At 58.6% G+C, this 20,890-nt stretch carries 26 protein-coding genes; 7 read left to right on the top strand and 19 right to left on the bottom strand.

Annotated elements, in window-relative coordinates:
* Window positions 1-17 precede the first annotated feature (17 nt).
* Both ACYZUA_RS14285 and ACYZUA_RS14280 read left to right on the top strand, forming a co-directional pair.
* Complete coding sequence (locus ACYZUA_RS14285) at window positions 18-650, top strand: response regulator (RefSeq protein ID WP_033057767.1); 633 nt, start codon at window positions 18-20, stop codon at window positions 648-650.
* Window positions 651-803: 153 nt separating this feature from the next.
* The gene (locus tag ACYZUA_RS14280; protein ID WP_461963977.1) at window positions 804-1,067 is read left to right on the top strand and encodes a hypothetical protein; all 264 of its coding nucleotides are present in this window, start codon (window positions 804-806) and stop codon (window positions 1,065-1,067) included.
* A gap of 217 nt (window positions 1,068-1,284) precedes the next feature.
* Here the strand turns inward: ACYZUA_RS14280 and ACYZUA_RS14275 are convergent, their stop codons facing one another.
* The 4 genes from ACYZUA_RS14275 to ACYZUA_RS14260 all read right to left on the bottom strand — a co-directional run bounded on the left by ACYZUA_RS14275 (window position 1,285) and on the right by ACYZUA_RS14260 (window position 5,886).
* Window positions 1,285-2,631 (bottom strand): glutamine synthetase family protein, encoded by a 1,347-nt coding sequence (locus ACYZUA_RS14275; protein WP_461963697.1) that lies wholly within the window; start codon window positions 2,629-2,631, stop codon window positions 1,285-1,287.
* A gap of 24 nt (window positions 2,632-2,655) precedes the next feature.
* Complete coding sequence (locus tag ACYZUA_RS14270; protein WP_008154577.1) at window positions 2,656-3,210, bottom strand: helix-turn-helix domain-containing protein; 555 nt, start codon at window positions 3,208-3,210, stop codon at window positions 2,656-2,658.
* 25 nt (window positions 3,211-3,235) lie between these two features.
* Entirely contained in the window at window positions 3,236-4,525 is a 1,290-nt protein-coding gene (locus ACYZUA_RS14265; RefSeq protein ID WP_461963694.1) for an NAD(P)/FAD-dependent oxidoreductase, read from the bottom strand.
* A gap of 158 nt (window positions 4,526-4,683) precedes the next feature.
* A complete protein-coding gene (locus ACYZUA_RS14260; protein WP_461963692.1) occupies window positions 4,684-5,886 on the bottom strand; it encodes an NAD(P)/FAD-dependent oxidoreductase in 1,203 nt (400 codons plus the stop codon).
* A 282-nt stretch (window positions 5,887-6,168) separates the two neighbouring features.
* Between ACYZUA_RS14260 and ACYZUA_RS14255 the strand changes: the two genes are divergently transcribed.
* Complete coding sequence (locus ACYZUA_RS14255) at window positions 6,169-6,738, top strand: RrF2 family transcriptional regulator (RefSeq protein ID WP_461963690.1); 570 nt, start codon at window positions 6,169-6,171, stop codon at window positions 6,736-6,738.
* A gap of 3 nt (window positions 6,739-6,741) precedes the next feature.
* Here ACYZUA_RS14255 and ACYZUA_RS14250 read toward each other — a convergent pair whose 3' ends face one another.
* Together ACYZUA_RS14250 and ACYZUA_RS14245 are read right to left on the bottom strand one after the other, a co-directional pair.
* Complete coding sequence (locus tag ACYZUA_RS14250; protein WP_461963688.1) at window positions 6,742-7,077, bottom strand: hypothetical protein; 336 nt, start codon at window positions 7,075-7,077, stop codon at window positions 6,742-6,744.
* 70 nt (window positions 7,078-7,147) lie between these two features.
* Window positions 7,148-7,366: a hypothetical protein gene (locus ACYZUA_RS14245; RefSeq protein ID WP_461963686.1), complete on the bottom strand. Its 219-nt coding sequence runs from the start codon at window positions 7,364-7,366 to the stop codon at window positions 7,148-7,150.
* 169 nt (window positions 7,367-7,535) lie between these two features.
* Between ACYZUA_RS14245 and ACYZUA_RS14240 the strand changes: the two genes are divergently transcribed.
* On the top strand, window positions 7,536-7,775 hold the full coding sequence (locus ACYZUA_RS14240; protein ID WP_283184039.1) for a hypothetical protein: 240 nt from the start codon (window positions 7,536-7,538) through the stop codon (window positions 7,773-7,775).
* A 116-nt stretch (window positions 7,776-7,891) separates the two neighbouring features.
* Here the strand turns inward: ACYZUA_RS14240 and ACYZUA_RS14235 are convergent, their stop codons facing one another.
* Window positions 7,892-8,095, bottom strand: coding sequence for a DUF2188 domain-containing protein (locus tag ACYZUA_RS14235; RefSeq protein WP_461963684.1), 204 nt, complete (start codon window positions 8,093-8,095; stop codon window positions 7,892-7,894).
* A 211-nt stretch (window positions 8,096-8,306) separates the two neighbouring features.
* Here ACYZUA_RS14235 and ACYZUA_RS14230 point away from each other — a divergent pair, with 211 nt between their 5' ends.
* On the top strand, window positions 8,307-8,669 hold the full coding sequence (locus ACYZUA_RS14230; protein WP_461963682.1) for an NUDIX hydrolase: 363 nt from the start codon (window positions 8,307-8,309) through the stop codon (window positions 8,667-8,669).
* A gap of 5 nt (window positions 8,670-8,674) precedes the next feature.
* On the opposite strand, the gene ACYZUA_RS14225 is transcribed toward ACYZUA_RS14230, so the two are convergent.
* The 8 genes from ACYZUA_RS14225 to ACYZUA_RS14190 all read right to left on the bottom strand — a co-directional run bounded on the left by ACYZUA_RS14225 (window position 8,675) and on the right by ACYZUA_RS14190 (window position 16,377).
* Window positions 8,675-9,448 carry a 1,6-dihydroxycyclohexa-2,4-diene-1-carboxylate dehydrogenase gene (locus tag ACYZUA_RS14225; protein ID WP_461963680.1) on the bottom strand — a complete coding sequence of 258 codons (774 nt, stop codon included), beginning with the start codon at window positions 9,446-9,448 and terminating at the stop codon, window positions 8,675-8,677.
* Window positions 9,449-9,631: 183 nt separating this feature from the next.
* The gene (gene benC / locus ACYZUA_RS14220) at window positions 9,632-10,645 is read right to left on the bottom strand and encodes a benzoate 1,2-dioxygenase electron transfer component BenC (protein WP_461963678.1); all 1,014 of its coding nucleotides are present in this window, start codon (window positions 10,643-10,645) and stop codon (window positions 9,632-9,634) included.
* Window positions 10,646-10,655: 10 nt separating this feature from the next.
* Complete coding sequence (gene benB / locus ACYZUA_RS14215; RefSeq protein WP_461963676.1) at window positions 10,656-11,144, bottom strand: benzoate 1,2-dioxygenase small subunit; 489 nt, start codon at window positions 11,142-11,144, stop codon at window positions 10,656-10,658.
* Window positions 11,141-12,505, bottom strand: coding sequence for a benzoate 1,2-dioxygenase large subunit (gene benA / locus ACYZUA_RS14210; RefSeq protein WP_461963674.1), 1,365 nt, complete (start codon window positions 12,503-12,505; stop codon window positions 11,141-11,143). Before benA ends, benB begins: the two co-directional genes overlap by 4 nt.
* Window positions 12,506-12,777: 272 nt before the next feature.
* A complete protein-coding gene (locus tag ACYZUA_RS14205; RefSeq protein ID WP_461963672.1) occupies window positions 12,778-13,737 on the bottom strand; it encodes an AraC family transcriptional regulator in 960 nt (319 codons plus the stop codon).
* Between the two features lie 205 nt (window positions 13,738-13,942).
* On the bottom strand, window positions 13,943-14,872 hold the full coding sequence (gene catA, locus ACYZUA_RS14200; RefSeq protein ID WP_461963670.1) for a catechol 1,2-dioxygenase: 930 nt from the start codon (window positions 14,870-14,872) through the stop codon (window positions 13,943-13,945).
* A gap of 55 nt (window positions 14,873-14,927) precedes the next feature.
* Entirely contained in the window at window positions 14,928-15,218 is a 291-nt protein-coding gene (catC, locus tag ACYZUA_RS14195; RefSeq protein ID WP_046047438.1) for a muconolactone Delta-isomerase, read from the bottom strand.
* Between the two features lie 10 nt (window positions 15,219-15,228).
* Window positions 15,229-16,377: a muconate cycloisomerase family protein gene (locus ACYZUA_RS14190; RefSeq protein WP_461963667.1), complete on the bottom strand. Its 1,149-nt coding sequence runs from the start codon at window positions 16,375-16,377 to the stop codon at window positions 15,229-15,231.
* A gap of 127 nt (window positions 16,378-16,504) precedes the next feature.
* On the opposite strand from ACYZUA_RS14190, the gene ACYZUA_RS14185 reads away from it, so the two are divergent.
* Window positions 16,505-17,389, top strand: a complete 885-nt coding sequence (locus tag ACYZUA_RS14185; protein WP_461963665.1) for a LysR family transcriptional regulator — start codon at window positions 16,505-16,507, stop codon at window positions 17,387-17,389.
* 29 nt (window positions 17,390-17,418) lie between these two features.
* Here ACYZUA_RS14185 and ACYZUA_RS14180 read toward each other — a convergent pair whose 3' ends face one another.
* From ACYZUA_RS14180 to ACYZUA_RS14170, 3 genes are all read right to left on the bottom strand, one after another.
* On the bottom strand, window positions 17,419-17,661 hold the full coding sequence (locus ACYZUA_RS14180; RefSeq protein WP_461963663.1) for a DUF1652 domain-containing protein: 243 nt from the start codon (window positions 17,659-17,661) through the stop codon (window positions 17,419-17,421).
* A 102-nt stretch (window positions 17,662-17,763) separates the two neighbouring features.
* On the bottom strand, window positions 17,764-18,681 hold the full coding sequence (locus tag ACYZUA_RS14175) for a polysaccharide deacetylase family protein (RefSeq protein WP_461963661.1): 918 nt from the start codon (window positions 18,679-18,681) through the stop codon (window positions 17,764-17,766).
* 99 nt (window positions 18,682-18,780) lie between these two features.
* A complete protein-coding gene (locus ACYZUA_RS14170; RefSeq protein ID WP_461963659.1) occupies window positions 18,781-19,728 on the bottom strand; it encodes an ABC transporter substrate-binding protein in 948 nt (315 codons plus the stop codon).
* 241 nt (window positions 19,729-19,969) lie between these two features.
* Here ACYZUA_RS14170 and ACYZUA_RS14165 point away from each other — a divergent pair, with 241 nt between their 5' ends.
* Window positions 19,970-20,650, top strand: a complete 681-nt coding sequence (locus tag ACYZUA_RS14165) for an SOS response-associated peptidase (RefSeq protein ID WP_461963657.1) — start codon at window positions 19,970-19,972, stop codon at window positions 20,648-20,650.
* Window positions 20,651-20,711: 61 nt separating this feature from the next.
* Here ACYZUA_RS14165 and ACYZUA_RS14160 read toward each other — a convergent pair whose 3' ends face one another.
* Window positions 20,712-20,873: a hypothetical protein gene (locus tag ACYZUA_RS14160; protein ID WP_461963655.1), complete on the bottom strand. Its 162-nt coding sequence runs from the start codon at window positions 20,871-20,873 to the stop codon at window positions 20,712-20,714.
* Window positions 20,874-20,890: the final 17 nt, after the last annotated feature.

Genomic DNA, 20,890 nt, shown 5'->3' with positions numbered 1-20,890 from the left:
AAGAGTGAATACCCGCGATGAACCTGCCCTACCCGATCCGCGTCGCCTTGGTCGACGATCACGCCCTGGTCCGCGACGGGATCAAAGCGCTGCTGGCGGTCATGGCCCCCCTGGAAGTGGTGGGCGAAGCCGAGAGTGGCGCGGATGCCATTGAAATGGTCGGCCGCTGCCAGCCAGACCTGTTATTGGTCGACATCAGCCTGCGGGACATGAACGGGCTCGAGCTGACCCGGGTGTTGCGCAGCCAGTACCCGTCGCTCAAGGTGCTGGTGCTCAGCATGTACGACAACAATGAATACGTGAGTGAGTCCGTTCGCGCGGGGGCCAGCGGCTATGTACTGAAGAACTCACCGTCGCGGGAAATCATCGCAGCGATCGAAGCCATCGCCAGTGGCGGTACGTTCTACAGTGCCGAGATCGCCCAGCGGCTCATCGCCGATAAAAATACCGACAACGAGCTGACACCGCGCGAGAGCCAGGTGTTGTACAAGATGGCCCAAGGGTTGAACAACAAGGAGATGGCCCGCGAACTGGACATCAGCGTTCGCACGGTAGAAACCCATCGCCTGAGCATCCGTCGCAAACTCAACATCGACAAACCGGCGGCCCTGGTCAAATACGCGATCGATCACGGGATCATCTCGCGGTAGCAGGCATTAACACTCAGTGGAAAACCCGGTCAAGGCCGGCGCTGTGCCTTGCCGTTCATCGGTAAAACTCAACTATCAAAAATGCTTGCCGATAGTCCGGACAATGCCCCATCGTCTGGGGATTCTGGAATGTGTAGCAGCGGGTTAAAGCTGATGAAAGATATCTATCTGTTGATCGAGCACGGCATCGATCAGGGCGAAGTGTATGTACTGGGCTATTTCGATGATGAACGCAGGGCTAAGGAAGTCGCCGAGGAGAAGGAGTGGGAGGCGTATCGCGCCAGTTTGAAAGCCGAGCATGTATGGTCCAGCCACAAGCCGTTGGCCCCGGATAAAACAGCTTATCGGCGTTACTGGATCAAAGCGGTTTCAGGATTCGAGCACGTACCTGTCCCGAGATCCTCAGCGGTCCACTGAAATTGAGCAAGTGCCGAATCTCAGGCAAAAAAAATCCCAGGCAGCTGATGGACGCCTGGGACTCAAAATGCATAAACCGTGGTGGTGAACGCGGGGCGAATATTACTTAATATTTCTGCCTGTAACAAGATATTTTGATTCACTATCCAGTTACTAAATCTTCTAACTCATTAAATATCCACACATTTTTTATGGGCGAGCACCGACAAGGACAGATTTAGAGGTACCAGCGATACTCCCGCGCACTGATGTCCTGCAGGAATGCCAAATGGTCCTGGCGCTTGTTTTCGCAGTAGACATCTACAAACTCCGCGCCCAAACCCTCGCGCAGCTGCGCGTTGTTTTGCATCGAACGAACAGCCTCCAGCATCTCCAACGGGAAGTCGATTCCGCTGCCACGATCTTCGTTGAGGGGTGCAATCGGTTCACGCCCCACTTCCAGCCCTTGCTCCAGCCCGACCAGAATCGCCGCCAACACGAGATAAGGATTGGCATCCGCGCCCGCCAGGCGATGTTCGATGCGCAGATTCTTAGCGTCCGACTCAGGCACCCGCAGGCAGGCGTCACGATCTTCAAAGCCCCAACTGGCGCGCGTCGCGACATTCACCGTGCCGCTCAAGCGCCGCATGGCGTTGTGATTCGGCGCAAAGATCGGCATGCAATGCGGCAGTAATTCAAGGCAACCGGCCACTGCATGGCGTAGCGCCTGCTGATTGTTAGCCGCCAACAGGTTGGTTCCCGCCTCGTCGTAAAGACTCACATGCACGTGCATGCCGCTGCCGGGGTGCTGCAAGTAGGGTTTGGCCATGAAGCTGGCGCGGTGGTTGTGCTTGAGGGCCACCCCCCGGGTGCTGCGGCAGAACAGGGCCGCCCAGTCGGCCGCACGCAGGCCGTCGTCAAGGTGACCGAAATTGATTTCGAACTGGCCTGGGCCCAGCTCCGCAGTGATTACCGTGGCATCGATGCCTTGCGCCCGCGCCGTCTCGACCATGTCATCGAGTACCGGTGAAAATCTCGACAGCCGTTCGATGTGCATATTCGGCTGATCATCGGCATCGTCGGTCAGTTGATCACGAGGGAACTGTGGCAAGCCGTCACGTAGCTGACGATCGAACAGATAGAACTCCAGTTCGAACGCCACCACAGGGAAAATCCCTTTTCGGCCGAGGCGCTCGAGCACCTGCGCCAATACTTCACGCGGCTCGAAGACGATTGGCTTTTCAGTACCGCTTGAGGTAATCAGCATCTGCCCCAGCAGTTGTTTTTCCCAACTAACTGGCTTGAGCGTACCGGGCACCAGGCGGCGTGGAGCATCCGGATCGCCGTCGTTGAAACAGTAATCGCCGATTTTGAACAGACCACCCTGCGTACCCAGCAACACACAGTTTTGCGGCAGCTTGAGCGCGCTGCCTGCAGCGACTTTCTCGAGCATGTCTATCGGGTAACGCTTACCGTAAAAATGCCCGGGAATATCCAGGGAAATCAGGTCAACGTAACGCACCTGCGGGAAGCGCTGGCGAAACGCGCGAACCTCAGCAACCAGATCAGAGCAGACAGCATCCATCGTTAGTGTTCCTTGTTGTTTTTATCAGGTGTAAACCCAAAGCACCCGGGCGAGCTGATCCGAGAGGTTGCCGTAGCGACAATGCGTATGACTGGCCAGCTGAAAACTGTCGCCGGTGCGCAATGTCACCGGCTTATCATCATCCAGCCACAGCGTCAGCTCACCCTCGAGGACATAGCCGCCCTGCTCCGAGCTGTCGTTCATGTGCCGATCACCACTGCTGGCGCCGGGCTCCAGTTGGCTTTCAAGCATTGAAAAGGACGCCCTCATCTTTGGAGAGACGAGGATGTCGGTAATCCCGTCGGCGTAGTACAGCGTGCGTCGCTCATCCGGGCGGGTCACCCAAGGCAATGCCATGGGCTTGGGCAAGCTATAGAAATAGGTGGTCGGCACGCCGAGGGTTTCGCTGATGGCGGTCAAGTCCGCCACCGTGGGACGTGACAACCCCCGCTCGACTTGCGAGAGAAAGCCGACCGAACGACCGATTTTGTCTGCCAGCTCTTTCAGCGTGTACTTTTTGTGTTTGCGCAGGTCCTGGATCAGGATCGCCAGCGCCGAGATTTCTTCTTGCATGTCCATCTAAAGGCTTCCAGAAATTGATGTTTCAAAGGCTGTCGCGCAGTCGATACCAGGCCTTGCCGATGGCTTCCAGCGGTGCGGCCAAATACTTTCCACCGGGAAAGCTGCCGTTGATCAAACCCTGGTACAACGCCAGCTCATCTGGCTGGCCAAGTATCGCGTCGGACACGGCACGCGCCCCGGCCAATGTCGGCAGCACGCCATGCCCTGAGTAACCCTGTAGCCAGTAGAGATCGCCACGTCGACCGATGTCAGGCGTGCGCTTGAGGGTCAGATCGATGTGTCCTCCCCAGGCAAAGTCCAGTTCGACACCCTTGAGCTGAGGAAATACGCGTTCCAGATAAGGCCGTGTCGCGGCGGCGATGTCCGTCGGCATGCCGCCCAGGTAAGTGCAACCACCACCGAACAGCAGACGGTTGTCCGGCGTACGGCGGAAATAATCGAGGACAAACTGGTTGTCGGTGACGCACACATTGCTGGGTAGCAACGCGGTCGCCTGTTGCGCTGAAAGTGGCGCGGTGGCCACCTGATAAGTGCCAACCGGTAACACGCAACTCGAAAGCTTCGGATCAAGCCGATCAAGGTAGGCATTGCACGCCAGCACCAGCACGTCAGCACGAATGCGACCGCGCTCAGTGGTGACCACGTAACGATCACCTTCTTCGCGATAACTCAACGCCTTGCTCTGCTCATGAATGCGTCCACCGGCCTGTTCAATCGCAGCGGCCAGACCGAGCGCCAGTTTCAGCGGATTCAAATGCCCGCCTTCAGGATCGAACAGGCCTGCCTGGTAGCGCTCACTGGCGACCCAATCAGGCAACCCCTCGCGCGAAATAAACTGCAAACCATCGTGGCCCCACTTGTGACTGGCCTCGTGCTGCCATTCTGTCAGCAGACTCACCCGACGCGGCATCACCGACGTCCAGAGGTGGCCGGGCCGATAGTCACAATCGAAATCATGGCGCGCGGGCAAATCTCGCAACTCCCGGGCAGCCCAGCGCATGCTGTCCCATAACCGGCGCGCGCGCTCATAACCCAGCGCCACCTCCAACGGCGGCATGTCACACGACCATCCGAGAATGGCCTGACCGCCATTGCGGCCCGAGGCGGCCCAGGCCACCCGACTGGCTTCGAGCAACGTCACGCGCTTACCGGCCAGGGCCAGGCGCAACGCCGTATGCAATCCACTGAAGCCGGCTCCGATGATCAACACTTCGGTGTCCTGCTCGCCCTCCAATGCGGCTCGATCGAACAGACGATCGGCGCAGGTGTGGGCGTAATAGCTGGCGACGTGCTGGGTAGATTGCTGAAACATGCAGGCCTCGTGAATTTTTATACTTATATTTTCATGAAAAAGTACACATTAAATTTCACGACCGCAACCTCTCAAGACACAAAAAAAATCCCGCCCAAGAGAACCCGGGCGGGATTTTTTCTAACAGACAGCGTTATCGAAGCAACGCTGCTGACGTTTCAGGCCACAGGAATCATCGGATCCGCTGAAGCCAGCGCGGTGACACGGTCAGCCGCGGGCGGGTAGATCCACATCGTGTTGATCTGGGTCTTCAGCGCCTTGCCTTCCTCCTTGATCAACTTCACCTGGCGGTCCCAACCCTCAGTGTAGACCGCGCCCCAGGCACCCAGATCCAGACAGGTCACGTATTTAGGCTGGCTGTAAGGGGTCGGGTCCACGCCCAGGATCTGCGCGGCAACATTGTTGCCGGCATGACGACCCAGCGAGATGGCGTGCTGACAGGTCATCAATGCAAAGTTGCCGATGTCATCGCTGGCGGCGTAGGCGACGTCGCCGGTGGCGAAGATGTCTTGCTGACCAATGACTTTCAAGTGCGCGTCGACGTGCAGACGTCCCAGGTGATCGCGTTCGGCCGGAATCTGTTCGGTCAACGAGCTGGCGCGCACACCGGTAGTCCAGACCACGGTTTTGGCATCGATACGCTGACCATCGGTCAGTGTCACGCCATTTTCATCGACGGCGACGACCGACGATTTCAAGCGCCATTTCACACCCGTTTCAATGCTGGCTTCAGCGATCGACTTGGCGATCTCGGCGCCCATGGACCCGCCAACTATCTCGCCACGGTCAACGATGATCACTTGGATGTCGGTGCGATCACCCAGGATGGCACGCAGACGCGCAGGCATTTCAGTCGCGGTTTCGATCCCGGTGAATCCACCGCCAGCCACCACTACGGTGTTGCGGGCGTTGCTTTCTGGCAGGTTGACCAGGGACTTGAGGTGATTTTCCAGGCGTACGGCCTGTTCGATCTGGTCCACGTCGAAGGCGTGTTCCGCCACACCTGGCGTGTTCGGCAGTGCCAGACGGCTGCCGGTCGCCAGAACGAGTTTGTCGTAGCTGCACACTTGCTGGTTGCCCGACGCATCGATGTAGCCGACACGTTTTTGCTCAACGTCGATGGTTTCGGCAGAGCCCTTGATGAAATGGACGCCGACCGCATCGAACAGTTCGCCGATCGGTGCGGCCAGCCGGTGAGCATTCGGTTCGTAGAAGCGCGGACGGACTCGCAGCTCGGCCTGAGGGGCCAGAACGGTCACTTCAACGTCGTTGTGACCATGGATGTCGAACAGACGCGTGGCGCTCAAAGCCGTCCACATGCCACCGAAACCTGCGCCGATAACCAGAATGTGCTGTTTCATTTTTAACTCCGGGGAGAAGATCAAGTGACGAGTTCGTTAAAGGTCACGCGCTTCGGTAGCGACTGCTTACCACTGCCGACCTGACAACGGCGACTATATTGATCCTAGTTACTTAGCACAAACGAAATTACTGATGGTTAGTATCGAAAGTTTTGATTTGTCCAAAAAAGGCTGATTAACAGCCAAATACGACGCACAACGAGTAGTGAATGCGCGATCGGATGCGTTGCCACGCTCGCTTTACGCTGTTAATATTTGCGACAATTTTAGTCGGAGATTGATATGTCTCTTTACAGCGCAGGCGTTGAGTACGGCATTCATTGCCTGCTTTTTTTGGTGGGCAATAGCGGCGACACCCGTGAGGCGAGCGTGCGTGATCTTGCGGAGCTGCAAGGCGTACCTCAGGACTATCTGGCAAAAATTTTCACCAAACTGGCCAAGGCAAAACTGGTGGTCGCCACTGAAGGCGTGCGGGGCGGGTTCAAGCTGGCCCGGCCTTCTGACGAAATCAGCATTCTGGATATCGTCAATGCCATCGACGGCCAGAAGCTCATCTTCGATTGCCGGGAGATCCGAGGGCGTTGCGCCTTGTTCGAAGGTTCCGCGCCGGCGTGGGCGCTGGCAGGCCCCTGCGCAGTTCATGCCGCCATGATGACCGCGCAGAAACGCATGGAAGACGCCCTCGCCCAGCAGACCATTCTCGATCTCGCCAGGAAGGTCGGACGAAAAGCGCCGGCGCAATTCAATGCTCAGGTGGACAACTGGATGAACGATCGTCGGGAAAAGAAAACCAGTGCAAGCACTCAGGCAAACGACGACCCGATCATCCAGGTGACCGACATCACTGACTAAACCTTACAGACAATCACGTACGGCCTGACGTAACGCCCCGGATTTCGCCCAGGGCGGCCCCTGATAAAGCGATACGTGACTGCCATCCTTCGATTTCACGATATCCACAATCTCGTCGGCCGTGATGATGCTCGGCGCCGTGACCCTGTAGCCATTGGAAATCGCCGATTGGCTCGTGTTGGGTATCTCCCGCTGCCACGCCGGCAGAACGCACGCGGCATAGACTTTCGGTGCCTTGTCGCTGTACTTGCTGACATTGGGCTCGCCTGGCACCAGGGACGCTGGCAACGAACAGCCCGCCAGCAACGCCAGCCCTACTCCCCCAATCAATTTGCGCATGACGCTTCCTTAACCCAAAAAAAGCGAATGTAGCGCGTCGCTGTCCAGACATCCATCCGCTGAACAGAACTCAGCAAGGGGCGTTTTGATCGCCGGGACCCGGATACGACCTCTCGTTCAGATAAGTCATCCATCTTTCGTACGCTTCATGCTGCCATTGAGTGACCCGCTCCCATTCCGGGCCGCTCATCTGATGTGCAGAAATCAGCTTCATCATTTCCGTGGTGGCCGCGTCCAGATCAACGATCAGCTCATGGGCATGAAATCTAAAGTCATCAGTAGCCGTCATTTGAAGTTGCCTCGTCCTAGCAAAAATTCACTACCTCACTACGACATCAGATCTGCGTGTCTCGTTTATTTTCCCGACAAAAGGTTGCACCCACGGTCCAGACGAACAAGACGCCCTGACCCGGAAAATGGGACTAAAATTTCGTAGCAGAGATTGGCAGGAGGTCATCATGTGGCTTAACGAATCTGAAAACGAACTTCGGCGTGACCTGCAAGGCGTTGCGTCGGATTTGAGATGGTCAGCGGTAGAGCTTTTGCGCATCGCAGAGCAGCTACGCCTGGCCGGCAATGATGTGGATGCGCAAGCAACCCTGAAGCTGTGCGAGTTGTTTCAGGGAGATGAAGACCGACTGAAGGGTTATGCCGAGGAAGTGAAAGCCAAGATTATCACTCGAACAAAAGCTCAATAGCAGCAGCACGGCCATGCACAAGCCTTATGCGCGCTGGTTGTCGTACTGGCCGCGTCGGGTGGCTGCAGCAAGCGCCAGCCAAAGAAAAGCCCCGGCGAACCGGGGCTGCAAGTGCGCTATTTATCTGATTTCTGGCTGCGTGCAGGCCGACTGGCACTGGCCTTGTAGCCAGGAAGAGCGGCCGCAAAGGCCAGTGCTTCCTCTTTACTGCCAAAGGCTCCAAGCCGGTCACCTTTGGTGCACACTCGCCATGGGCCGTTGTTCACGCTGAGTACGTCATAACCGTTCATGTGCATTTTGGTCAGCATCGGAACGCTCATAGTCACCTCCATTTCGGCAGTGATGATCCTGGATTCACTCGAATACCTTACACCCGACCTTCCATGAAGTGCCAACCAGACGTCGCGCCAGGATTTCGGCACCCGGTTGCACTTTCAGCCTCGTCCATCACTCCAACCCTTGAGACAGACGCCTCGGCTCGAATATTGCATTTTTATGACTGATTTATGACAACCCGTAATCAGGTAACACATGAAAGTACGCGCGACCGTCATTTGCGAACAGGACCGGCATATTCTCCTGGTGCGCAAGCCAAGGAGTCGCTGGATGCTGCCCGGCGGAAAGGTTGAACGCGGCGAAACCATTGCTGACGCCGCCATGCGAGAGCTTCAGGAAGAGACAGGGCTTGGGGTCGACGGGTTGCTGTATCTGATGGAGTTGCAAACGGTCAGCACCCGACACCATGTGTACGAGGCCTCAGTGGCGAATGCGGATGAGGCCCGCCCGCAAAACGAAATTTTCGATTGCATCTGGTATCCGCTGGACGCGGTTCAGAACCTCAACACAAGCGACGCCACGCTCAGAATAATCAAAGCGTTTCAGCGTCGCCTGTAAGTCGGTCAACCCTGGTCGCCGCCACCGACCGGCATGATCATGCCGGTGATATAGGACGCTTCGTCGCTGGCCAGAAACAGAATAGCGCTTGCCTGTTCATCCAGCGTTCCATAGCGCTTCATCAAACTGCTGTCGAGCGTCTGGTCGACAATCTGCTGATACCAGACCTTCTCTTGCGCGCTCTGATCGGCGCTGTTGCGCGGAATGACCCGCGGCGGCGCTTCGGTGCCACCGGGCGCGGTGGCATTGACCCGAATCCCGCGACCGGCGGTCTCGAAGGCCAGGCAAGCGGTCAGCGCGTTGACCCCACCCTTCGCCGCACCGTACGGCACGCGATTGACACTGCGCGTGGCGATGGACGAAACGTTGACGATGGCGCCGCTCCCCTGCTCAAGCATGAACGGCAGCGCGGCATGACAGCACCACAGCGTCGGGAACAGCGAACGGCGCACTTCGGCCTCGATCTGCGACGTTTCGTAATGCTCAAAAGGCTTGGTCCAGATCGTCCCGCCCACGTTATTGACCAGCACATCCAGACGTCCGAAACGCTCGACGGCGGTTTGCATGACGCGGCTGCATTCGCTGTATTGCTCAAGATCGGCGGTCAGCGCGAGCACCTGACTGCCCTGCCCCAATTGCTGCTGAACCTCGAACACCCGCTCGGAGCGATCGACCAGAATCAACCGCGCACCTTCCGCCGCCATGCGCTCGGCAACACGCCGACCGATGCCTTGGGCAGCGCCGGTGATCAGCGCAACTTTTTCTTTGAATCTGTTCATGTGTACCTCGTGACGACGAATGCCTGGTCAATGAAAACCACCGGACGAAACTTTGTCCTGTGGGAGCGAGCCTGCTCGCGAAAGCAACTTCACAGGCGACATCCAGTGTTGAATGTTCCAACCTCTTCGCGAGCAGGCTCGCTCCCACACTGGATTTATGTCTGGCTCGGTATCAGCGCGGGCTCAGGCCGCGCTGGCGGCAAATTTCTCGTAGTAAAAGTTTGCCGGCGCGATGCCTTTTTCACGGATGAACTGGCTGACGGCCTCGACCATCGGCGGCGGGCCGCACAGGTAGACATCGACGTCGCCTTCGTTCAAATGCTGCGGCTCGATGTGTTGGGTCACGTAGCCCTTGAGCGGGTGCTGGCTGTCCGGGTTGGCGACGCAGGCACTGAAGCTGAAGTTCGGGATTCGCGCGGCAAACGCTTCAAGTCGATCCATTTCCACCAGATCGAAATCGTTGGTCACGCCGTAGATCAAATGCAGCGGATGCTCACTGCCTTGCTCGGCGATTTTTTCCAGCATCGCCGTGAATGGCGCCAGGCCCGTACCGCCGGCCAGCAGCAACAACGGACGGCGAATGTCGCGCAGGTAGAAACTGCCCAACGGCCCGGCCAGGCTCATGCTGTCGCCCGCCTTGGCCATGCCGGTGAGGAAGCTGCTCATCAAGCCACCGGGCACGTTGCGGATCAGGAAACTGACTTCGCCGTCGCGCTGCAACGAGCTGAACGAATAGGCGCGGGTCTGCTCGCTGCCCGGAATCCCGAGGTTCACGTATTGCCCCGGCAGGAACGCCAGTTTGCTCAGGGCTTCGCCCTTGATCGACAGCGCGATGGTGCTGTCGGACAACTGGCGCACGGCGCTGATGGTGGCGTCATAGCTGCCCTGACGGGTGCGGCACACTTCGGAAGAGGTCGGCACGCGCACCACGCAATCGCTCTGGGCGCGCATCTGGCAGGTCAGGACAAAACCTTGCTCGGCCTCTTCCGCGCTGAGTGCGTCTTCAATGTACTCCTCGCCCAAATCATAACGGCCGGCCTCGGCGAAGCATTTGCAGGTACCGCAAGCGCCGTCGCGGCAATCCAGTGGAATATTGATGCCCTGGCGATACGCGGCATCGGCCACGGTTTCGCCGACATTGGCGTCGATGAATCGAGTGACGCCGTCTTCAAAATTGAATGCAATGGAATGAGTCATGACCGCTGCCTCACAGGTGGTAGACATCGATGACCTGGCGAACGTAGTCGTTCTTCAGGATCACTTTCTTGGCCTTGATCAGCGGGTTCTCACCACGTACATCGAGGGTGTAGAAACTGCTGCCGAAATAGCTGTCGACGGTCTTGTAGCGAAAGCTCAGGGTGTGCCAGTTGAAGCGCACTTTGCAGATTCCGTCGGCCTGTTCGAGCAGCTCGATGTTGCTGATGTTGTGCGAGGTGCGGGTGTCCGGCATGGTGGCGCTGGAACGCTCGGTCTTGATGCGGAAAACGCGGTCTTCCAGGCCGGTGCGGTTGCCGTACCAGATCAGCGAAATTTCCCGCTGCGGGTCTTCGGTCAGCTCGTCGTTGTCGTCCCAGGACGGCATCCAGAACGTCGCGTCCGGGGCGTACAGCTCCAGCCATTCGTCCCATTGCCGATCATCGAGGTAGCGCGCTTCGCGGTAGAGAAAATCACGCACGGTGTCATAGCTGATGGTCATTGCACAGCCTCCACAGGAATCAGGTCGGACTGCTCGGCGGCCAGGGCCTTGAGCATGGTCTGCTGCCAATACTTGTGTTGCAGCACGAACAGGCCTTCGTCTTCGGTCCGCACGCCGCTGAGCAGCGGATGCAGGTCGATTTCCTTGGCCGCCTCATCGGCGCCTTCGATCCAGTGTTCGGCGCCACGGGACATGTCATTCCAGGCGGTCACGCTGCCCTGATAACTGGTCTGGCAGGAACGAAACTCTTCCAGATCATCCGGGGTGGCCATGCCGCTGACGTTGAAAAAGTCTTCGTACTGACGAATCCGGCTCGAACGGGCGTGGTCGCTTTCGCCTTTGGGGGCGATGCAGTAAATGGTGATTTCCGTGCGGTCGACCGAGATCGGCCGGGCGATACGAATCTGCGAGCTGAACTGGTCCATCAGGTACACGTTCGGGTACAGGCACAGGTTGCGCGAGTTCTCGATCATCCAGTCGGCGCGAGCCTTGCCGAAGTCCTGGGCCAGCTCATCGCGACGCTCGTACAGCGGACGGTCTTCGGGGTTGGACCAACGGGTCCAGAGCAGCATGTGGCCCTTGTCGAAGGAATAGAAACCACCGCCCTGCTTGGCCCAACTGCCGGCACTCATGGTCGGGTTGCAATCGCCAGCCTCGCGCTGCTTGCGCTGGTTCTGGGTGGCGGCGTAGTTCCAGTGCACGGAACTGACGTGATAGCCATCGGCACCGTTTTCGGCGGTGAGTTTCCAGTTGCCTTCGTAAATGTAGCTGGAGGAACCGCGCAGCACTTCCAGGCCATCGGTGGACTGATCGACGATCATGTCGATGATCTTTGCCGACTCGCCCAGGTGTTCAACCAGCGGCACGACATCGGCCTTGAGGCTGCCAAACAGGAAGCCGCGATAAGACTCGAAACGCGCGACTTTGGTCAGGTCGTGGGAGCCTTCGCAGTTGAAGCTCGCCGGGTAGCCCGCTTCGGCCGGGTCCTTGACCTTGAGCAGTTTGCCGGAGTTGTTGAAGGTCCAGCCGTGGAATGGGCAGGTGTACGAACTCTTGTTGCCAGACTTGTGCCGGCACAGCGTCGCGCCACGATGGCTGCAGGCGTTGAGGAACGCATTGAGCTCACCGTCCTTGTTGCGCGCGATGAAGATCGACTGGCGCCCCATGGTGGTGGTGTAGAAGTCGTTTTTGTTGGGGATCTGGCTTTCGTGGGCCAGGTACAGCCAGTTCCCTTCGAAGATGTGCTGCATCTCGAGATCGAACAGCCGCGGGTCGGTGAACATCTCGCGCTTGCAGCGATAGATGCCCTGTTCTTTGTCATCTTCGAGCAGGGAGTGAAGGTATTCGGGTCGCAGGGACATGGCCGCCGCCTCCATTGTTTTTATTCAGGCAGGGCCATGCTAGGACGGGGGGATGGGGCGGACTATCCGCTGGGTGCAGACCTGTATCCGTTTTGTGCAATGGGATTTTTTATGGGGGCGGGTGGCGTTTGCGGGAATACAGTCCACCGCTGATCCGGTGTAGGAGCAAAGCTTGCTCGCGATGGCGTCGTGTCAGGCGACATCAATCGTGAACCTGCCGGCCTCATCGCGGGCAAGCCATGCTCCCACAGGGATGGGCGGCGTTTGCGAGATCAGTGGCGGCGCTTGAGGGTGTCGGAAGGCAATTCGCCGAACTGTTTGCGGTAGTTTTCGGAGAACCGCCCCAAGTGCAGGAAGCCGTAATCCATCGCCACTTCCGTGACGTTGCGCACGTTGCAGGTCGGGTCGCTCAGGCAGGCGTTGATGCGTTCGAGGCGTTTTTGCCGGATGTAGTTTTTCGGCGTGGTGCCGGCGTTGCGCTCAAACAATCCGTACAACGAGCGCAGACTCATCCGCGCCTGGCGCGCCAGTTCTTCGCTGTCGATGTCTTGTTTGAGATGGCCCGCGATGTAGTCGGCAATCACCTCGAACGTGGCCGTCTGTGAACCGAGACTGATCCGGCTGACATTGGTCTTCATCAGGCTGAGCATCTTGCTGACGATGATCTGTGCGTAGTGCTCCTGCACTTTGGGAATCTGCTCGGTGGCCTCGGCTTCCTGGCAAATCATCGCCAGCAGACCGACAAAGCCTTCCAGTTCATCGAGCTGATAACGGTTCTCCAGAAACCGCACGCCCTGCCCCGGATAGCGCCAGCGCTGCTCATCGCACACGGATTCCAGCAACGGAGTGGGGACTTTGAGGATGAATTTTTCGCAATCGTCGGAATACGTCAGGTCCACCGGATCATCGGGATTGATCAGCAGCAACTCGCCGGGTGCGAAGTAGTGTTCCTGGCCGTGACCGCGCCACAGGCAGTTGCCGCGCAGCAGCACTTGCAGGTGATAGATGCTTTCCAGCGCACCGGAAGTGACCCGTACGCTGCCGCCATAGCTGATGCGGCACAGGTCGAGGCTGGCAAACTTGCGGTGATTGAGGCTGGCCAGCGGTCGCCCGGCCCGGGGCATCAGAATGCAATGGTTACCGACATGCTGATTGACGTAGCCCGACACCGCGTAAGGGTCGGCGTGGTCGAATACGGTGCTGCGCTGACTCAACAGTTGCGCTTGCATCATCGGGTCACTCTCATTGTTGTTATAGGTAACGTCGGGCCATTCTAGAACAGAGTGTCAGGAGCTTGAGATATTTCCGGCGAGCTGCACAAACCCCTTGTGGGAGCGAGCCTGCTCGCGAAAGCGGAGTGTCAGTCAACGTAGATGTTGAAGCTGATGGCCCCTTCGCGAGCAGGCTCGCTCCCACATAGTGGATCCTGTCGCGCTGTCAGTCCTCGAGTGCGCGGACCCGCTCGTGGCGTTGCTGCTCGTCGGGCTGTGCGGAGGCCTGCAAGGTGAAATCGAAGTCGATTTCAGCAAAGCGACCGCTGACACCATGGGCCGCTGCACGCTGTTGATCGTCGCTGAAGGTGATTTTGGCAATCAGCTCGTCACGGGTGGCATAGGCGAAATCGTCATGCAGGTATTGGTCACCATCGAGGTTGATCTGGGTGGTCAGGTGACGATGATCCGGCGCGGAGATGAAGAAGTGAATGTGCGCTGGCCGTTGCCCATGACGGCCCAGTTGATCGAGCAGTTGCTGGGTCGGGCCGTCCGGCGGGCAGCCATAGCCCGACGGCACGATGCTGCGAAAGCGATAGCGACCTTCGGCATCGGTGACGATGCGGCGACGCAGGTTGAACTCCGATTGAGTGGTATCGAAGTAGGAGTAGGTTCCGCCGGTGTTGGCGTGCCAGACATCCACCACCGCGCCGGCCAATGGTTCGCCGGCGGTGTTCTTGACCTGGCCCTGCATGAACAGCACCACACCCGGATCGACGCCGTCATCCAGTCGCGCTTCGCCTTCCGACAGCGGCGCACCCGCCACGTACAGCGGGCCTTCAATGGTCCGCGGCGTGCCGCCGGCCTTGCCAGCCTGCTTGTCTTCGGCGTCCATCAGCAGGTCGAGGTAATGCTCCAGACCGAGCCCGGCCACCACCAAACCGGCTTCTTGACGCGCACCCAGCACGTTGAGGTAGTTGACGGCTTTCCAGAACTCTTCCGGCGTCACGGCCAGGTCTTCGATGATGTTCACCGAATCACGCAGGATGCGGTAAACCAAGGCCTTGACCCGCGGGTCGCCGGCGTCATTGAGCAGACCGCTGGCCTCTTCGAGAAACTTCTGGACAGGGGCAGTGTGGGAAATCTTGACGTTCATTTTGGTGGGTTCCTCATCTTGTAATTATTAGCGTAGCGAACTGAACAGGCTGGGTTCAGCGGTCATCCTCGCGAATGGACGAAGGATGCCGGCACATCGCGTCGACCTCGATCGCCATGTACGGGAACAGCGGCAATTGCATGAGCAGGTCGTGCAGTTCCTGCACGCTGTCGACGTCGAAAACGCTGTAATTGGCATAGTGCCCGGCGATGCGCCACAGGTGACGCCACTTACCTTGCTCTTGCAGGCGCTGGGCCAGGGCTTTTTCGTCAGCCTTCAGCTTCGCGGCTGCTTCGGGATTCATGTCGACCGGCAGGTTCACGGTCATTTTTACGTGGAACAGCATAATGCTCTCCTCAGGCGTGATGAATGGCAGCAGACGTTTTGTCACGGCGGAAGAACGCCAGACGTTCTTCATCGAGGCTCAGGCCAAGGCCGGGTGTTTTGGGCACGTGCAACTCGAAATCGCGATAGACCAGCGGCTCACTGAGAATGTCTTCGGTCAGCAGCAATGGGCCAAACAGCTCGGTGTCCCACGCCAGCTTGTTCAGCGTGATAAAGGCATGGGCCGAGGCCAGGGTGCCGATGCCGCCTTCGAGCATGGTGCCGCCATACAGGCCGATACCGGCCGCTTCGGCAATCGCTGCGGTTCGCAACACGGAGCGCGGGCCGCCGTTCTTGGCGATTTTCAGAGCGAACACCGAGGCCGCGCCCTCCCGTGCCAGATTGAAGGCATCTTCCACGCACTCGATGGATTCATCGGCCATGATCGGCGCCGGGCTCATGGCATTCAGGCGCGCCATGCCGGCGCGATTGTTGCGTGAAATCGGCTGTTCGATCAGGTCGATGCCGTTGGTTCCCAGGATCCGGCAGGCGCGCAACGCGACCGCTTCATCCCAGGCCTGATTGACATCCACCCGCACGCTGGCGCGATCACCCAGGGCTTTTTTGATCGCGATGACGTGGGCCAGGTCGCGGTTGACCTCACCAGCCCCGATTTTCAGTTTGAAGATCCGATGGCGGCGCAGGTCGAGCATTTTTTCCGCTTCGGCGATGTCCTTGTTGGTGTCGCCACTGGCCAGGGTCCACGCCACTGGCAGGGCATCGCGAACACGACCGCCCAGCAGTTCGCTGACCGGAAGCCCAAGGCGTTTGCCCTGAGCGTCGAGCAAGGCGGTTTCGATACCTGATTTAGCAAAGGTGTTGCCACGGATGCTGCGCTCCAGACGCAACATCGCGGCGTTCACGTTGGCGCTGTCCTGACCCAGCAGCAGCGGCGCGAAGTGTTTGTCGATGTTGGTCTTGATGCTGTCAGGGCTTTCGTTGCCGTAGGCCAGGCCACCGATGGTGGTGGATTCGCCAATACCTTCAATGCCGTCGGCGCAGCGCACGCGAATGATCACCAGGGTCTGGTTCTGCATGGTGTGCATCGCCAGCTTGTGCGGGCGGATGGTCGGCAGATCGACGATGATCGTCTCGATCGATTCAATGGCTGTTGCAAGCATGTCGATACCCGTCAGGTTCTTAAAGTTCTGGAACCGATTCTGGTACGACTTTTTTTGGGAAGCCAATATAGAATTGGTCTGACTTGATACCTTTAAGGTATGCAACCGACTTGTGTCTGGAGGCTCCATGGAACTGCGTCACCTGCGGTATTTTCAGGTGTTGGCTCAAACCCTCAATTTCACCCGTGCCGCCGAACTGCTGCACATTGCCCAACCACCGCTGAGCCGGCAAATGCAGCAACTGGAGGACGAGCTCGGGGTGTTGTTGCTGGAACGCGGGCGGCCGCTGAAGCTGACCGACGCCGGGAGGTTTTTCCATGAACACTCCACCGCCCTTCTCGAGCAACTGGGCAAGGTGTGCGACAACACGCGACGGATCGGCCTGGGCGAAAAGACCTGGCTGGGCATCGGTTTCGCCCCGTCGACGCTCTACGGCGTGCTGCCGGAACTGATTCGCCGTTTGCGCAGCGGCGAGCCCCTGGAGCTTGAATTGGGGCTTTCGGAAATGACCACGCTGCAACAGGTGCAGGCGCTCAAGGCCGGGCGCATCGATATCGGTTTCGGGCGAATTCGCATCGACGACTCGGCGATCATCCAGACTGTGTTGACCGAAGATCGGCTGGTCGCCGCCCTGCCCGCCGGTCACCCATTACTGGCCGGGCCGATCAGCCTTCGTGAACTGGCAAAAGAACCGTTCGTGCTGTACCCCGGCAACCCGCGCCCAGGCTACGCCGATCATGTGATCGCGTTGTTCGAATCCTATGGCGTGAGCATTCATGTGGCGCAATGGACCAATGAGCTGCAAACAGCCATCGGCCTGGTGGGAGCGGGAATCGGCGTCACCCTGGTGCCGGCCTCGGTGCAATTGCTGCACCGCGACGACATCGGTTTCACGCCGTTGCTGGAAGACAACGCAACCTCGCCGATTATTCTCAGCAGGCGAGTGGGCGACGTATCGCCGGGATTGAATCATTGTTTGCAGATGATTGATGAACTGCAGCCGCGGGAGTAATTGCAGCTGTAACGCGATCCGTAGCAGCTTCAGCCGGCAAACGCCCGACGACCGGCGCGCATCTCGATGCGCAACTCGCCAATCAGGTTGGAGATATCGCGAACGGTGGTCAGCCGTGCTGGCGATACTCTGGTGATCAACAAAAGAGTTCGCCCGGAGGCGGGTTCGTAGACTTTGATCCGTAACGTTCCGTCCGGATTCACCGTACAGGCACAGGAACGCGGTTGAAAACCGGATTCAACAATGCGGCAAAGCTCAGGAACTGAAACCATGACTGACGCCTCCGTGGCCATTAATCGGATCCAACTTTCACAGCATAGATGCGCTTTTCCCATCCTGCGCCTGCCAATGGTGAAAAAAATGTTAGCTGTTTCTCACTTTGGCGATTTTTTTAGTGAGAAATCCCCACCCCAGATCCAATTCCAGAGCCCCGGTAACTTAACCGGCTGTGAACTGTCGCGAACAGTACGCGCCATGGCGGCCCGTTGCAGCGCTGCCGTGTCGTCGTAAAACGGCTTCTCTGCCAGTTTCACCCCAGTGGCGCGGGCACTGTCGAGGAGGATTTGCAGGTACTCGCGAGCATGCCCGGCTGTGTAGCGATTGAGATCGTGGAAGGTCACCACCACCGGAATCACCCCATCTACCACCGGTAACTCGCCGAGGGCGATGCGCTCGCGCACTTCGGACATTGTGCGCAAGAAATGGGCCCGCCGCTGGGGGCTGGCGTTGAAGCCCCAGATTTTGCCGTCATTGGCGCTCAGGTCGGTGAGCAATACGTGCATGCCGTGCTGCTGATAGGCGGCGAAGACCCGTTTGTCATAGTTCCAGAATGGCGGGCGCACCAGGGTCGGCGGCGCGCCGGTGATCGCGGCGATGTCGGCGCTGCCTTTGCTCAGCGACTGCTCCAGTTCTTGCGGACTCAGGGAGCGATGATTGGTGTGCCCATGGGTGGCCGTGTGGAAACCCAGAATATGCCCTTCTGCGTGTTCACGGCGCATGACCTCGCGACCGATGTCGCTGTTGCCGGCACGTGGCGCACCGGTCTGCACGAAGAACACCGCTTTGAGGTTCGGCTGCACCGGGTTTGTGGCCAGACTGTCGAGCACCGTCATCGTCGGATTCCAGAAACTCGAGGCGCTGGGACCGTCGTCGAAGGTCAGCAGAAAACGGATCGGTGGTTGCGCGCTCAGACGCTGTTCGGTCTGCGGCGTCATTTCAATGGGAGAAGCGATGCACCCAACCAGCCCTGTGGCGATGATGAGTGCAGAGAGAACCTTGAACAGCTGTTTCATGTTTTGCCCATTTATCCTTCATCGGCCCGCAGGTCGCTGCGGGCCGAGGTTGGATAAGGGTACACAGTGTTTGGTTCCAGTGCTGCCCGGCATCGTGGATTACTGGGCAAACGCCTGCTGAAACGAGTTGTCGATAATCGGCGCAGTCGCCAGCGCTGCCGGCAGCGCTTTTACCTTGAACAGGAAGTCCGCCGTGCTTTGCAGATCCTTTGCTGCCTGCGCATCCACCGGGCCGACGGTCATGTGGGCCTGGCGCAACCAGTGGCGCGAGACGTTCTGGTCAAGGTTGGCTTTCTTCGCCCAGAGATCGGCGTACTCGTCGGTGTGGTTGTCGACCCAGGCCCGGGCCTTTTTCAGGCGCACCAGAAAATCGGCAATGGCTTCGCGTTTGCTGTCGATCGACGGCGTCGAGGCTGCGATGGCGCTCAGGCCGGGCATCAGGTTCTTGGCGGTGAGGATCGGCCGGGCGCCGGAGAACAGAATCTGCTGCGAGATGTACGGTTCCCAGACCGGGAACGCGTCGATGCTGCCCTGAGGCAACGCGGCGGCGGCATCGATCGGCATCAGTTTGATGAAGTCGACGTAGTCTTCCGGCAAGTCGGCTTTTTCCAGGGCGCGCAAGGTCAGTTGCTGGCTCCAGGCACCGGGCCAGTAAGCGACTTTCTTACCCTTCAGATCGGCGATGGTTTTCACTGGCGAATCCTTGGGCACCAGCAAGGCGATGGTGTCGGGGTTCTGCCGCGACACGCCGATCAGTTTCACCGGTGCCTGCTTGGCGGCGAGGAACAGAAAACCCGAATCGCCAAGAAAACCCAAATCCAGTGCGCCCGTATTCAGCGCTTCGGCCAGTGGCGCGGCGGCCTGGAAGTGTTTCCAGTCGACGGTATACGGCGCATCTTTGAGTACGCCCGACGCCTCCACCGAAGCGCGAACGTTGTAGTAGTTCTGATCGCCGACGTGCAGGACGACGGGCTCGGCGGCGTAAGCCAGTGGTGCGGCGAACAGTGCGCTGGTCAACAGACTGCGCACGAATCGGGACAGGTTCATCGGGGGCTCCTTGAGGGTTATTGCGATAGACCATATCGCTCTTATAAGCAGCATATTAAATACGATTTATGCATAAGCTAATGACCCGCGACAAACAGTGTCTGCGCAGCAACAGCGTTTCAACAGACTGTTTTCCATTGAACATTTCTCTGCCCCGACGCGCCCCTGTGATCGAAGCAACTAAGCTGAAAACACCAGTCAGCGCGTTTCAGTCAGAGTTCTTCGATCGGAGTATCAACCTATGTGTGGACGCCTGTCGCAGTACCGTGGCATTCACGATTTTGTCGCGGTATTGAGCATTCCCGACGCGTTGATCAACCACGTCGGTGATGAACCGCTGGCCCGTTACAACGCTGCGCCCACCACGCAACTCGCCCTCCTGCATCTGGAAAGCAACGGCCTGCACGCCGATTTTCAGCGCTGGGGATGGCGGCCGCACTGGGCGAAAGATCGGGCGGCACCGATCAATGCGCGGATCGAAAAAGTCGCCCACGGCGCATTCTTCCGGGCGATCTGGCCGCACCGCGCGATCGTGCCGATCGACAACTGGTTCGAATGGGTTGATGCCGGGGATTCGACGAGGCAACCGTGGCTCATTCGTCGACGGGACCGGGCGCCGATTTTATGCGCGGCGATCGGACAGTTTCCCGGCGCGAGTGGTGAACCGCGGGTCGACGACGGTTTTGTGATCATCACCGCCGACAGCGCGGGCGGCATGCTCGACATTCATGACCGGCGTCCCGTGGTCTTGTCAGCGCCACTTGCGCGGGAATGGCTTGACCCAGCCACCCCCAAAGATCGCGCGGAACAGATGGCGCTGTTGCAGGGCGAAGCCAGCGAGGTTTTCGAGTGGTACAAGGTGGACAAAGCGGTGGGCAATTCAAGAAATCAAGGCGCAGCATTGATTGATGAAATGCCATAAACAATCGCCCAATGAAAAGCCCCGCTTTGATAGCCGGGGCTTTTTTGTATATGCAGATCGGTCAAGGCTTCAGCGGACGCTCCTGGTCGCGGTCTGACAGTTCTTTACCGTCGTCGGGGTGCTTCCAGTGCGGCGTCGAACGCCTCTGCCGCTCAATCTCTTCTTCCGTGGGTTCGTCATCCACATCTTCATCCGGGTATGGACGCTTTGGATCATTAGCCATGCTCACCTCTCTTCCTG

The sequence above is a fragment of the Pseudomonas sp. LS2P72 genome, from assembly GCF_054897865.1.
This window is presented reverse-complemented; position numbering and strand designations above follow the sequence as displayed.